Source organism: Georgenia soli (assembly GCF_002563695.1).
GTDB lineage: Bacteria > Actinomycetota > Actinomycetes > Actinomycetales > Actinomycetaceae > Georgenia > Georgenia soli.
The window spans coordinates 3,927,241-3,940,247 of the sequence record NZ_PDJI01000004.1 but is presented as its reverse complement, the minus strand read 5'-3'; the positions used below and the strand labels follow the sequence as shown (position 1 = coordinate 3,940,247).

13 protein-coding genes, 1 tRNA gene and 1 other RNA gene are annotated in these 13,007 nt (G+C 73.5%); 7 read left to right on the top strand and 8 right to left on the bottom strand.

What is annotated here, in order from left to right; all coding sequences use genetic code 11:
* The first annotated feature begins 10 nt into the window (after positions 1-10).
* From ppgK to ATJ97_RS19130, 4 genes are all read left to right on the top strand, one after another.
* Positions 11-778, top strand: coding sequence for a polyphosphate--glucose phosphotransferase (gene ppgK / locus ATJ97_RS19145; RefSeq protein ID WP_098485113.1), 768 nt, complete (start codon positions 11-13; stop codon positions 776-778).
* The gene (locus ATJ97_RS19140; RefSeq protein WP_098485112.1) at positions 775-1,575 is read left to right on the top strand and encodes an MBL fold metallo-hydrolase; all 801 of its coding nucleotides are present in this window, start codon (positions 775-777) and stop codon (positions 1,573-1,575) included. Before ppgK ends, ATJ97_RS19140 begins: the two co-directional genes overlap by 4 nt.
* Before the next feature lie 76 nt (positions 1,576-1,651).
* The gene (locus ATJ97_RS19135; RefSeq protein ID WP_098485111.1) at positions 1,652-1,864 is read left to right on the top strand and encodes a PspC domain-containing protein; all 213 of its coding nucleotides are present in this window, start codon (positions 1,652-1,654) and stop codon (positions 1,862-1,864) included.
* A 113-nt stretch (positions 1,865-1,977) separates the two neighbouring features.
* Positions 1,978-2,412: a hypothetical protein gene (locus ATJ97_RS19130; protein WP_143427084.1), complete on the top strand. Its 435-nt coding sequence runs from the start codon at positions 1,978-1,980 to the stop codon at positions 2,410-2,412.
* Positions 2,413-2,440: 28 nt separating this feature from the next.
* Here the strand turns inward: ATJ97_RS19130 and rnpB are convergent.
* Positions 2,441-2,825: RNase P RNA component class A (gene rnpB / locus ATJ97_RS19125), an RNA gene on the bottom strand.
* A 115-nt stretch (positions 2,826-2,940) separates the two neighbouring features.
* Between rnpB and ATJ97_RS19120 the strand changes: the two genes are divergently transcribed.
* Positions 2,941-3,723: a YaaA family protein gene (locus ATJ97_RS19120; protein ID WP_170037587.1), complete on the top strand. Its 783-nt coding sequence runs from the start codon at positions 2,941-2,943 to the stop codon at positions 3,721-3,723.
* 28 nt (positions 3,724-3,751) lie between these two features.
* Here ATJ97_RS19120 and ATJ97_RS19115 read toward each other — a convergent pair whose 3' ends face one another.
* From ATJ97_RS19115 to ATJ97_RS19090, 6 genes are all read right to left on the bottom strand, one after another.
* On the bottom strand, positions 3,752-4,273 hold the full coding sequence (locus ATJ97_RS19115; RefSeq protein ID WP_098485616.1) for a GNAT family N-acetyltransferase: 522 nt from the start codon (positions 4,271-4,273) through the stop codon (positions 3,752-3,754).
* An 86-nt stretch (positions 4,274-4,359) separates the two neighbouring features.
* Entirely contained in the window at positions 4,360-5,115 is a 756-nt protein-coding gene (locus ATJ97_RS19110) for a zinc ribbon domain-containing protein (RefSeq protein ID WP_098485109.1), read from the bottom strand.
* The gene (locus ATJ97_RS19105) at positions 5,112-6,296 is read right to left on the bottom strand and encodes a Nif3-like dinuclear metal center hexameric protein (protein ID WP_098485108.1); all 1,185 of its coding nucleotides are present in this window, start codon (positions 6,294-6,296) and stop codon (positions 5,112-5,114) included. Before ATJ97_RS19105 ends, ATJ97_RS19110 begins: the two co-directional genes overlap by 4 nt.
* Positions 6,297-6,451: 155 nt before the next feature.
* Positions 6,452-6,528 (bottom strand) — tRNA-Val (locus tag ATJ97_RS19100).
* A gap of 76 nt (positions 6,529-6,604) precedes the next feature.
* Positions 6,605-7,060 (bottom strand): redoxin domain-containing protein, encoded by a 456-nt coding sequence (locus ATJ97_RS19095; protein ID WP_342746924.1) that lies wholly within the window; start codon positions 7,058-7,060, stop codon positions 6,605-6,607.
* 18 nt (positions 7,061-7,078) lie between these two features.
* Positions 7,079-7,504: a DUF3052 domain-containing protein gene (locus ATJ97_RS19090; protein WP_245862756.1), complete on the bottom strand. Its 426-nt coding sequence runs from the start codon at positions 7,502-7,504 to the stop codon at positions 7,079-7,081.
* A 278-nt stretch (positions 7,505-7,782) separates the two neighbouring features.
* Between ATJ97_RS19090 and aceE the strand changes: the two genes are divergently transcribed.
* Entirely contained in the window at positions 7,783-10,527 is a 2,745-nt protein-coding gene (aceE, locus tag ATJ97_RS19085) for a pyruvate dehydrogenase (acetyl-transferring), homodimeric type (RefSeq protein ID WP_098485105.1), read from the top strand.
* Positions 10,528-10,883: 356 nt separating this feature from the next.
* Here aceE and ATJ97_RS19080 read toward each other — a convergent pair whose 3' ends face one another.
* Complete coding sequence (locus ATJ97_RS19080; protein WP_098485104.1) at positions 10,884-11,564, bottom strand: hypothetical protein; 681 nt, start codon at positions 11,562-11,564, stop codon at positions 10,884-10,886.
* 127 nt (positions 11,565-11,691) lie between these two features.
* Between ATJ97_RS19080 and ATJ97_RS19075 the strand changes: the two genes are divergently transcribed.
* Positions 11,692-12,885, top strand: coding sequence for a PucR family transcriptional regulator (locus ATJ97_RS19075; RefSeq protein WP_098485103.1), 1,194 nt, complete (start codon positions 11,692-11,694; stop codon positions 12,883-12,885).
* Positions 12,886-13,007 lie beyond the last annotated feature (122 nt).

The window sequence follows — 13,007 nt, the reverse complement described above, 5'->3', positions numbered from 1 at the left end:
GAGGAGAACCATGACCCACCCCGCCGCGCCCGCCGTCGGTTTCGGCATCGACATCGGAGGCTCGGGCATCAAGGGAGCGCCCGTGGACCTGGCCACCGGCGAGCTCACCGCCGAGCGGGTGCGCATCCCCACCCCGAGCCCCTCGCTGCCGCGCGCCGTGGCCGAGACCGTCGCGGAGCTGGTGGCCCGGTTCGACCTCCCGGACCCGGCGCCGATCGGCCTCACCTTCCCCGCCCCCATCAAGCACGGGGTGGTGCCCTTCATCGCGAACCTCGACAAGTCGTGGACGGGCATCGACGTCCCCGCCCTCATGTCCGAGGCGATCGGGCGCGAGGTGGTCGCCGTCAACGACGCCGACGCGGCCGGCGTCGCCGAGGTCGCGTTCGGGGCCGCACGCGGCGTGCCCGGCGTCGTCCTCGTGACCACCCTCGGCACCGGTATCGGCTCGGCCCTGATCGTCGACGGCACGCTCGTGCCCAACACCGAGCTCGGCCACCTCGAGATCGACGGTCACGACGCCGAGGACCGCGCCGCCTCCTCCGTGAAGGAGAGCGAGGGGCTCAGCTGGGAGGACTGGGCCCAGCGGCTCCAGCGGTTCTACGAGACCGTCGAGATGCTCTTCTCCCCCGAGCTCATCGTGGTGGGCGGCGGGGTGAGCAAGAAGCACGAGAAGTTCCTGCCCCTGCTGCGCACGACCGCCCCCGTCGTGCCCGCCGCGCTGCGCAACACCGCGGGCATCGTGGGCGCCGCCCACCTCGCCGCGCACGGCCACCGGTGACCAGCCGCGCGCCGCGTGCCCTCGTGGAGGTGGCGCCCGGTGTGCTCGTCGCGACCGCCCGTCGGTACACGACGACGTCGACGGCGGTGGTCGGCGACGACGCCGGGTGCCTGCTCGTCGACCCGGCGCTGACCGAGGCGGAGCTCCGTGGCCTCGCGGCCGCGCTGCAGGGGCGCGGGCTGCGCGTCGTCGCCGCCTTCTCCACGCACCCGCACTGGGACCACCTGCTCTGGCACCCCGCCCTCGGCCAGGTCCCCCGCTGGGCCACCGCCCGCGCCGCCGCCGTCGCGCGGGCGCACGCCGCCGAGCTGCGCGAGCAGGCCGCGGACGAGGCCCCGGGTCTGGCCCTCGAGGGTCTTCTCGCCCTTCCCGACGGCGCTGGGCACGTGCCCTGGACCGGTCCGCCCACCGCCGTGGTGGCGCACGACGCGCACGCGCCGGGGCACGCCGCCGTCCTGGCCCGCGGCGTCCTCGTGGCGGGCGACATGCTCTCCGACCTGGAGGTGCCGCTGCTGGACCTGTCCGCCGCGGACCCGCTGGGCGAGTACTCGACCGGCCTGGACCGGCTCGCCGCGGCCCTCCGCCGGAACGACCTGCGGGTGGTCGTTCCGGGCCACGGGCGCCCCACGGACCGGGACGGCGCCCTCGCGCGCCTGGACGCGGACCGCCGCTACCTCGACGCGCTCGCCGCCGGCCGTCCCCTCGACGCGAACCAGGACGCGCGGCTCGCCGACCCCTGGACCCGCGGCGAGCACGAGCGTCAGGTCCGAGCGCTGCGCCCGCTCGGGTCAGGGTGAGAATCAGGGTCCGACCCCGATGCGCGGGGCCGGCCGGTGCGGCACCGTTGAGGTACCGAACCGAAAGGACCCCGTCATGACCGACATCCGCCAGTCCGTGGGCCGCACCGGGCTCGTCCGACCCCGCGACACCCGCGTCGTCGCCGGTGTGTGCGCCGGGCTCGGCCGCCGCTTCGGACTCAGTCCCTGGGTGGCCAGGCTGCTGTTCGTGCTGCTGCTGATGGTGCTGCCCGGCAGCCAGTTCCTCGTCTACTTCATCCTCTGGATCCTCATGCCGAACGAGTACTGAGGCAGGCGTCGGTGGCGCGTCGAGCACGGCGCGCCGTCGCGAGGATCACAGCGGGGAGAACCGTCCGCTCCGATATCATCGACCAGGGGCAGAGACGTGGGCGAGGAGGGGCGATGACCAGCGGAAAAGCCATGCGTTGGGGCGCGATCTCCTTGATCGCCGCAGCCGGTATCGCGGTGCTCGCGACCACCGCGATGCCACGTGCACCCGAGCGGCCGGAGTCCCTCGAGGTCGTCCTCTCGGACGCGTCGACGCGCAAGGGCGCCGAGTGCGACCCGGCGGTCTACGCGGAGACGTTCTTCGACGGCACGCAGGTCGAGATCTCCGACGGCGCCGGCACCGTCCTGACGTCGGCGACCGTGAGCGAGCCGGTCACCTCCGGCCAGCGTGGCTGCGCGTGGACGGTCACCTTCGACTCGCTGCCGCAGTCCGAGACGTACGTGCTGACGCTGCGCAACGAGAACTCGCCGAACCGCGAGCACGCCTACACCTACACGGCGGCCGAGCTCGCCGAGGACTCCTCGCTCTGGGTGGCCGTCGTCCGCTGAGCAGGCCGCCCGGCGCAGTCGGCCGGGGCGGATGAGTCGGCCGGTACGCCGGGTTCTGTCCCACGGTGCCGTTGCCGGCGCCGCGGTGGCGGCCATCCATCTAGGACGTGCGTTGCCGCACGCCTCGAGCGACCTACCCGCAGGCTCGGGCGGACAACCCTCGAACGCCTGCTGTCTGGTCTTGCTCCGGGTGGGGTTTACCGAGCCACGACGGTCACCCGCCGTGCTGGTGGTCTCTTACACCACCGTTTCACCCTTACCTCCCTGGCGGACCAGGGAGGCGGTCTGCTCTCTGTGGCACTTTCCCGCGGGTCACCCCGGGTGGGCGTTACCCACCACCCTGTCCTGCGGAGCCCGGACGTTCCTCGGCACACCGGCCGGAACCGGCGTGACGCGACCGCCTGGCCGACTCATCCGCGCGTCCATCGTAGCGGGCCTCCGCCCCCGCCGTACCACCCGGGGATCTGGTCGGTCCCACCGGGCGGGCGGTCCACCTCGGTCGGCCGGCGACCCGACTACGATCCCGGGGTGCTCGTGCTGCTCCCGCCCTCCGAGGGCAAGTCGGCGCCCACCCGCGGCGCCCCCGTCGACCTCTCTGCCCTGTCCGCCTCACAGCTCACGCAGGCCCGGGAGCGGGTCCTCGACGAGCTCGCCACCGTCTCGGCACGCCCGGACGGGCCGACCGTGCTCGGCGTCGGTGCCAAGGTGGCCGAGGAGGTGCGCCGCAACACCACCCTGCGCAGCGCGCACGCCGCGCCCGCCGCGCAGGTCTACACCGGCGTGCTCTACGCCGCGGCGAGGCTCCCCGAGCTGGCGGGCGGGGCCCGCCGGCGCGCCGGCCAGAGCGTGCGGATCTTCTCCGGACTCTGGGGCGTCCTCGCCCCGGGCGACCGGGTGCCGGCCTACCGGCTCTCGATGGGCGCTGCGCTGCCGGGTACGGGCAAGCTCGCGCCGTACTGGCGGGACCACCTCGCCGACGTGCTCGACGAGCAGGCGGCCGGCGACGTCGTCGTGGACTGCCGCTCCGCCGCGTACGCCGCCGCCTGGCGCCCGCCGCGCACCGCGGAGCACGTCGTCGTCCAGGTCGTGCGCGAGCAGGACGGGCGGCGGCAGGTCGTCTCCCACAACGCCAAGCACGCCCGCGGACTGCTCACGCACCACCTGCTCACCCGGCCGGGGAGGCCGCCGCGGACCGCCGACCAGCTCGCCGAGGACGCCGAGGAGCTGGCGACCGACGGCGTCGTCCACGCCGTGGAGCTCGGCGACGCGGCGGCCGGACGGCGCACGCTCACCCTCGTCGAGCGCGCCTGACGAGGTCCCGGGCGCCCGCGCAGAGCCGTCAGTCCTCCAGGAGGCGTTCGAGGAGCACGTGGTCCTGCCACGTGCCGGCGATGCGCAGGTACCTGCGCGCGACGCCGATCCGCTCGAACCCGTTGCGGCGCAGCACGGTCTGCGAGGCGGCGTTGTGCAGCAGGGTCCCGGCCTGCAGGCGGTGCAGGCCTTCCCGGGCGCACGCGGCCACCACGTGCGCCACCGCGGCCGTGGCCACGCCACGGCCGGTGCACGCACCGTCCACCCAGTACCCGAGGTTGCCGCTGAGGCACGGTCCACGCACGATGCCGCTGACCGTCATGGTGCCGACCACGCGGTCGCCGTCGACCAGCACCCACGGCAGGGTGACTCCCTGCCTCTGCTCCACCAGCCGGCGGGTGACGTTGTGCTCCTGGCCCTGCTCGGTGAACCAGCCCTCCGGCCGCAGCGGCTCCCAGGGCGCGAGGTGGTCGCGGTTGCGGGCGTACGCACGGGCGAGGGCCGGGCCGTCGCCCGCCCGGAGCGGACGGATCCCGACCGTGCCGACCAGCCGCGCCGGGTCGGCCGTCCGCGCCGCGCCGGCGAGCCCCGCCGGGTCGGCGAGCCCCGCCGGGTCGGCGGGGCCGGCCGGGTCGCTCACGCGCGGCCGGAGGTGGCGTCGGCCTCGAGGCGGACGAGGACGTAGCCGTGCTCCTCGGAGACGAGCACCTCGTCCGGGGCGGCGGCGTCGATGGCGGCGAGCTCGCTGAGCGAGAAGTCGATCTGGGCCCCCTCGGTGCGGTGCCCGCGCAGGGCGACGACGCCGAGCCCGCCGGTGCGCGAGCGCGCGTACTCGTACAGGTCCAGCAGCTCGGCGTCGAGCCGTGCGGCGAGCTCGTCACGCTCCGCGCGGATGCGCCCGGTCTCGGCGTCGATCTCGGCGAAGGCGGCGTCCCGCTCCGCGGTGTGCCGCTCGACGTCCGCGGCCACGGCACGCTCCTGCGCGTCCAGCTCCGCCACGCGCGCCTCGGCCGCCTCGAGCCGTTCCATGACCTCGAGCTGGATCTCCTCCAGCACCGCCTGGCGGTCGGCCAGCTGCCCCAGCTCGCTCTGCAGGGCCACGAGCTCGCGCGAGAGGCCCTTGCCGGAGTCGAGCGTGGCCTGGTGGCGGGCAGCCCGGGCCCGGACCTGCTCGACGTCGCTCTCGGCCTTGGTCAGCTCCCGGCGGGTGTCGGCGGCGAGAGTCTTGGCCTCGACCTGGGCGCGGTGCAGGTCCTCGCCGCGGCCCTCCAGCTCCGCCAGCGTGGCGAGGACGGGGAGGGTGCGACGCTGGTGCGCGAGCCTGGCCAGGGAGGTGTCCAGGGCCTGGAGGTCGAGCAGCCGTCGCTGCTCCTGCGGCGGGGCTGTGGTCACGGGCGTTCTCCTGAGGTCGTCGAGCCTGGCTCGCTCACACGCTGCGGTGCCAGGTGCAGGTCCCACGGGTCGGTCACGAGCGTGGAGACGTGCACGTCCAACCTAGCGCCGCGAGCGGCGGCGGCGCTGCGAAGCACCTCGGCCGCGCGTGGCAGCCAGGGCCACTCGCTCGCCCAGTGCGTCGTGTCGATCAGGTAGGGACGGCCGCCCGCGAGGTGCTCGGAGGCGGGGTGGTGGCGCAGGTCGGCCGTGACGTAGACGTCGGCGCCGAGGGCGCGCACCCTGCCCAGCAGCGAGTCGCCGGCCCCGCCGCACACCGCGACGGTCGACACCTCCGCGTCCAGGTCGCCGCCCACCCGCACGCCCTGCGGGGTCGCGGGCAGCGCCGCGGCGACGCGGTCCGCGAGGTCGCGCAGCGTGGTCGGCGCGGGCAGCCGGCCGATGCGGCCGGTGCCGGTGCTGGTCCCGGACGCGGCCTGGGCGACGAGCGTGAACGCGGGCTCCTCGTAGGGGTGCGCACGCCGCAGCGCCGCCAGCACGGCCGGGCGCCGGTGCCGGGGCAGCACGATCTCGATGCGGTCCTCGGCCACCTCCTCCACGTCACCGACAGACCCGATCGTGGGGCTGGCGCCCTCGAGCGGGCGGAAGGTGCCGGTGCCCGGCGAGGTGAACGCGGCCCGCTCGTAGTCCCCCAGCCGCCCCGCTCCGGCGTCGGCCAGGGCGTCGAGCAGCGCCGCCGTCGACTCTCGCGGCACGAACGTGACGAGGGTGTCGAGCGTCTCCCCCGGCAGCGGGTCCACGGGCACCGTGTCGATCAGCCCGAGCAGGTCGGCCAGCGCCTGCGCCACCCCGTCCTGGGCGGCGTCGGCGTTGGTGTGCGCGGTGTAGAGCCCGCACCCGCCGGTGACCAGCGAGTGGACCACGCGACCCTTCGGGTTCGTGGCGGCCACCGTGGAGGTCCCGCGCAGGTAGAGGGGGTGGTGGGTCACCAGGAGGTCGGCGCCGCGCTCGAGCGCCTCGGCCGCCACCTCCTCGGTCGGGTCGACGGCCAGCAGGACCGACCGGACCGGCGCAGCGGGGTCGCCGGCCACCAGCCCGACGGCGTCCCAGTCCTCCGCCGTCGCCGGCGGGTAGTGCTGCTCGAGGAGGGTCACGACGTCAACGAGAGTCAGGTCCGGCATGCTCCGGAGCCTACCGACGACGGCGCCGCCCGCCGTGCCCGGCCCGCGCTCCCTGTGCCAGGCCCCGACAGGCGCGGCGCCGGGCGGGCGAGGACGTCGGGCGTGGCCACGTTCGCGGCGCGCCGACGCCTCCGGGAAAGGACCTCGGTGCGAGGTGGTGGGCCCGGCCGGTCTCGAACCGACGACCTCCGCGGTGTAAGCGCGGCGCTCTGACCAACTGAGCTACAGGCCCGTGGCGCCCTCGGCGCCCGCCACAGCCTAGGGCAGAGCGGGCACGTCCGGGCGCAGCCGCCCGCGGGCGGCGGATCTCAGCGCGCCGCCGCCAGGGAGGCGAGGGCGCTGCGGTAGCCGTCGAGGTCGCGGGCCTGGCCGCGGGGGTTCACGACCGCCCACCGCACCACGCCGCCGGCGTCGACGAGGAAGCTGCCGCGCAGCGCGTGCCCGTTCGTCTCGTCCAGGACGCCGTAGGCCCGTGCCGCGGCGCCGTGCGGCCAGAAGTCGGAGAGCAGGTCGAAGCCGAAGCCCTCGGACTCGCCCCACGCCCGCTGGGCGAACATCGCGTCGGTGGAGACGGCCAGCAGTCGCGCACCGTGGTCGGCGAACTCGGCGATGTTGTCGCGGAGCTCGCACAGCTCCGAGGTGCAGATCCCGGAGAAGACGAACGGGAAGAAGACGACCACCACGGGGTTGCCGCGCAGCGCGCTCAGCCGCACGGGCGTGCCGTGGGTGTCGGGCAGCTCGAAGTCGGGCGCGAGGTCACCCACGCCCACCGCCGGCGTCACTCAGTGACCCCGGCGACGCGTCGCGATGCGGATGCCGGACCAGCCGGGCGCCGCGGCCGTGGCCGAGGTGGCCTGCATGCCGGCGGTGCGTGCCGCGTCCTCGATGTCGGCCGGCCGCACGTGCCCCTCGCGCCCCGGCTTGGGGGTCAGGACCCAGATGAGCCCGCCGCCGTCGTCGAGGTTGGACTGGGCGTCGACGAGCAGGTCGGTCAGCTCCTCCTGGCCGCCGTCGTCGGCGCGCCACCAGATGAGGGTGCCGTCGCAGACGTCGTCGTAGTCCTCGTCGACCAGCTCGTTCCCGGTGGCTTCCTCCACGGCCTCGCGCACCCCAGGATCGACGTCGTCGTCGTAGAGGAACTCCTGGATCACCTGCCCGGTGGTGAAGCCGAACCGGCTGCCGGCTCCCGCGCCCGCGCTGACTGCCACGTGTGTCCTTACCTTTCCCGGCCGCCGTGGCGGCCCGTGCTCCGTCATTCCCCCGCGTGCGCAGGGGCTGTGGTCAAGCCCACCGTAGTGCGACCCGCGCGCGCAAGCCCGCAGGACGGCGCGACGACCCTACGGGCTGCGTGTCAGCAGTGTCACACGTCCGCGTCGTCCCAAGGTTGGCCAGCAGCCGGGTCAAGGTAAGACAATGGTCCTACCCTGAACGAAGGTGTGGCACCGCCTGCGTCGTCACCGTCGACGCCCAACGAAAGAGGGAACGCGTGAGTTCACGAGACGAGTCCTCGCCGCTGATCAAGGGACTCCTCAGCCAGGTGAAGGACATCGACACCGAGGAGACCCAGGAGTGGCTGGAGTCGCTGGACGGACTGATCGACGAGCGCGGCGGCCCCCGTGCGCGGTACATCCTGCTCAACCTGCTCCAGCGGGCGCGCGAGCGGTCCGTCGCCGTCCCGAACCCGATCAACACCCCGTACGTCAACACCATCGGCGTCCACGAGGAGCCCTACTTCCCCGGTGACGAGGCGGTCGAGCGCAAGTACCGCGGCTGGATCCGCTGGAACGCCGCGGTCATGGTCACGCGCGCGCAGCGCCCGAGCGTGTCGGTCGGCGGGCACATCTCGTCCTACGCGTCGGTCGCGACGCTGTACGAGGTGGGCATGAACCACTTCTTCCGTGGCAAGCAGCACCCCGGCGGCGGCGACCAGGTCTTCTTCCAGGGGCACGCCTCCCCCGGCAACTACGCCCGCGCCTTCCTCGAGGGCCGGCTCTCCGAGGCGGACTTGGACGGCTTCCGCCAGGAGTACTCCCACCCCGAGGGCAGCCGCGGGCTGCCGTCCTACCCGCACCCGCGCCGCATGCCGGACTTCTGGGAGTTCCCCACGGTCTCCATGGGGCTGGGCCCCGCGCAGGCGATCTACCAGGCGTGGGTCAACCGCTACCTGCACGAGCGCGGCATCAAGGACACCTCCCAGCAGCACGTCTGGGCCTTCCTCGGCGACGGCGAGATGGACGAGCCGGAGTCGCGCGGCATGCTGCAGCTCGCCGCCCAGCAGAACCTGGACAACCTCACGTTCGTCGTCAACTGCAACCTGCAGCGCCTCGACGGCCCGGTCCGCGGCAACGGCAAGATCATCCAGGAGCTGGAGGCCCAGTTCCGCGGCGCCGGCTGGAACGTCATCAAGGTCATATGGGGTCGCGAGTGGGACGCCCTGCTCAACGCGGACAAGGACCGCGCCCTCGTCAACCTGATGAACAACACCCTCGACGGGGACTACCAGACCTACAAGGCCAACGACGGCGCCTACGTGCGTGAGCACTTCTTCGGTCGCGACCCGCGCACCAAGGAGCTCGTCAAGAACATGACGGACGACGAGATCTGGGCGCTCAAGCGCGGCGGGCACGACTACCGCAAGATCTACGCCGCCTACAAGGCCGCCACGGAGCACACCGGGCAGCCGACCGTCGTCCTGGCGCACACCGTCAAGGGCTACGGTCTCGGGCCGAGCTTCGCGGGCCGCAACTCGACCCACCAGATGAAGAAGATGAAGACCACGGACCTGAAGATGCTCCGTGACGCTCTTCGCATCCCCATCTCCGACGAGGAGCTGGAGGACCCGTACAACGCGCCGTACTACCGGCCGGACGAGTCCGACGAGACCCTGCAGTACATGCTCGAGCGCCGCAGGGCGCTCGGCGGGTTCGTGCCCGAGCGGATCACCGAGTCCAAGGCCCTGACGCTGCCGGACTCCAAGCCCTACGAGATCCTCGCGAGGGGGTCGGGCCACCAGGAGATCGCCACCACGATGGCCTTCGTCCGGCTCCTGAAGGAACTGATGAAGGACAAGGAGATCGGCCGCCGGATCGTGCCGATCATCCCGGACGAGGCCCGCACCTTCGGCCTCGACTCCATCTTCCCGACGGCGAAGATCTTCAACACCCACGGCCAGAACTACACGGCCGTGGACCAGGACCTCATGCTCAGCTACAAGGAGTCCGAGCAGGGGCAGATCCTCCACACCGGCATCAACGAGGCCGGCTCGGCCGCGGCGATGCAGGTGGTCGGGACGAGCTACGCCGTGCACGGCGAGCCGATGATCCCCGTCTACATCTTCTACTCGATGTTCGGGTTCCAGCGGACGGGCGACCAGTTCTGGGCGGCCGGCGACCAGCTGGCGCGCGGCTTCGTCATCGGCGCGACCGCCGGCAAGACGACGCTCGCCGGTGAGGGCACCCAGCACATGGACGGCCACTCCCCCGTGCTGGCCTCGACGAACCCCGCGTTCGTGCACTACGACCCGGCGTACGCGTACGAGATCCGCCACATCGTCCGGGACGGCCTGCAGCGCATGTACGGCGAGGACCCCCGCGACCCGAACGTCATGTACTACCTGACCGTGTACAACGAGCCGATGGTCCAGCCTGCCGAGCCGGAGAACGTCGACGTCGAGGGGATCATCCGGGGCATCTACCGCATCGCCGAGCCCGAGGGTGACGGGCCGCGCGCCCAGCTGCTCGCCTCCGGCGTCGGGGTGCCGTGGGCCCTGCACGCCCGCGAGCTCCTCACGAACGACTGGGGCGTCCGGGCCGGCGTGTGGTCGGTGACCAGCTGGTACGAGCTGCGCCGCGACGGCCTCGAGGCCGACAAGCACAACTTCCTGCACCCGGAGGAGGAGCGCCGCGAGGCCTACCTCACCACCAAGCTCCGCGACGCCGGCGGCCCCTACGTCGCCACCAGCGACTACGAGCACCAGGTGCAGGACTCCATCCAGCGCTGGGTCCCGGGCGACTACTACACGCTCGGCGCCGACGGGTTCGGGTACTCCGACACCCGCCCGGCGGCCCGGCGTCAGCTGTTCATCGACGCCCACTCGATGACGGTGCGTGCCCTGCAGGCCCTCGCGGACCGCGGCGAGATCGACCGTGACATCCCGCGCCAGGCCATCGAGAAGTACGACCTGTTCAACGTCCACGCCGGCGAGTCCGGCACCGCGGGCGGCGACGCCTGAGCCAGGAGCTCACGGGCGCCGAGCAACCAGGAAGGGCCCCGTCGACCACCAGGTCGACGGGGCCCTTGCCCGTTGACACCCGTCCCCCACGCGCGCGAGTCGTCAAGTGCTCGGTGACACGTCAAGTTCTCCCCGAGAGGTCAACTTCTCCCCGAGACGTCGAATCCTCCCCGAGACGTCGAATCCTCCCCGAGAGGTCAAGTCCTCCCTGCGAAGTCGTTCCCCAGACGAGGTCGAGGGCTCCGTGACGTCTTCGCGCACGAGCCCAGGCACGTGCCGAGCCGGCAAGTCCTCGGTGAGACGTCATGGAAGAGATGACGTCTCACCGAGAACTTGACCTCTCAGCGGGAGGGGGGTCAGGCGTTGGACGCGGCCTCCGCCGCGGAGACCTCCGGCTCGAGCGTGGCGATCGCGCGTGCGGCCGCCTCGGCGTCCGGCGCCTGGGCCAGCGCGTCGAGATGCCGGCGCGCCTCCGCGGGCCGGCCCGCCTCGAGGGCGGCGCGGACCACCTGCACCCCGGCGTCGACGACGTGCTCGCGCGGCGACCAGTGCCCCACGCCGAGCCCCAGCGCGTCCCCGGGCAGATCCGCCTCGCGGAGCATGCGCACCGACTCGGCCACGGCCACCCCGGTGTGCTCGCGGTCGCACGCCCCGCCGAGCCGGCGCATGGCGCCCTCGTGGTCGTCGGCCAGCGAGAGCCGTGCCAGCTCCACCAGGGCGTACCAGGCTCGCGGGTTGCCGGCGATCTCCTCGGCGAGCGCCCACACGGCGAGGTCGGCGGCGCGGTCGCGGTCGGCGGGCTGGTGGTCCGCGGTCAGCGGGTCGGCGGGTGCAGCCCCGGCGGCGCGCCCGCGCACCAGCTCGGCGAGCCCCTTGAACGCCTCGATGTCGTTCGGGTCCTCGATCAGCTTGGCCCGCAGCGTGTCCTCCCGGGGGGCGTCGGCGGAACGGGCGACGGCGGAGGGCCGGCGAGCGCCGACCCTGTTGGCCGGCGTCTTCCGCTTGAGCATTGCGCGCAGGCGTGAGATCAGCGACATGTCTCCGACCCTATCCGGTGGGCCCCGCACCCGCCGGTCGATCACCCCGGCAAGCCCTTTGTAGGCATCCGACAAGATACGACCCCTTCTGCCCTATGCTCCCCCACATGATCACCAGCGAGGGCCGATGACGACGAGCGAGCGGGCGGGGCGCGAGGTCGGCAGCTCCGACGTCGTCCGGCGGCTGCGCGGCGGGAGCGACATGCTCACCTCCGCGGCCCTGAAACGCCTCGACGCCGAGCTCGACTGGTACCGCGCCCTCGCCGCCGAGGACCGCTCCTGGATCGGCCTGGTGGCCCAGGCCGGCATCGCCGCGTTCATCACCTGGTACGAGGAGCCGCGGGCGGGCACGTACAACGCCCAGGAGATCTTCCGGGCCGCCCCGCCGGAGCTCACGCGTTCCATCTCGCTGCAGCACACGCTCCAGCTGGTGCGCATCGTCGTCGAGGTCGTCGAGGACAACGCCGTCCAGCTCGCCGAGCCGGGACAGCAGCGCGACCTGCGCGAGGCGGTGCTGGTCTACTCGCGGGAGGTGGCGTTCTCCGCCGCCGAGGTCTACGCCCGCGCCGCCGAGACCCGCGGTGCCTGGGACGCGCGCCTCGAGGCCCTGGTGGTGGACTCCCTCGTGCGCGGCGGCGACGAGTCGCTGCGCTCGCGCATCTCCGCGCTCGGCTGGTCGGGGCGCGGCAGCACGTTGGTGATGGTCGGGCAGGCGCCGGCCGAGATGGACGAACGGCGCACCGCCGACCTGCGGCGCGCGTGCCGCCGGGCGGCCCAGGACGCACTCGTGGGCATCCAGGGTGACCGCGTGGTGGTCGTGCTCGGCGGCGAGGGCGACCTCCGCGGCGCCGCACAGTCCCTCCTGCCCCGCTTCGGCCCCGGGCCGGTGGTCCTCGGGCCGGAGGTGCGGGAGGTCGGGGAGGCCGGCCGGTCGGCCCGCGCCGCTCTCGCCGGCGTGCTGGCCGTCTCCGCCTGGCCCGGCGCGCCCCGCCCGGTGCCCGCCGACGAGCTGCTCCCCGAGCGCATGCTCAACGGCGACCCCCTCGCCCGCCGCACCCTGGTGGAGGACCTCTACAAACCTCTCGTGGCCGCCGGCGGGCCGCTGGTGCAGACCCTCGAGGAGTACCTCGCCCAGGGCCGCTCCCTCGAGGGGGCCGCCCGCGCGCTGTACGTCCACCCCAACACCGTGCGGTACCGGCTGCGCCGGATCGGTCAGGTCGTGGGCTGGGACCCCACGGACGCGCGCGAGGGCTTCGTGCTGCAGGTCGCGCTCGCCGTCGGCCGCCTCGCGGGGAACGGCTCGCGCCACAGCGGTCTCTGAGCCCCCGCCCGGGCTGCCCGGCGGCGGCCCCGCGCACAAGAACGGCGCCGTGACATGGCGCACACGTTTGTAGGGAAGTGACAAGGGGTCGTGAACGAGTTGGTAGGCGTCGTAGGCGGGGC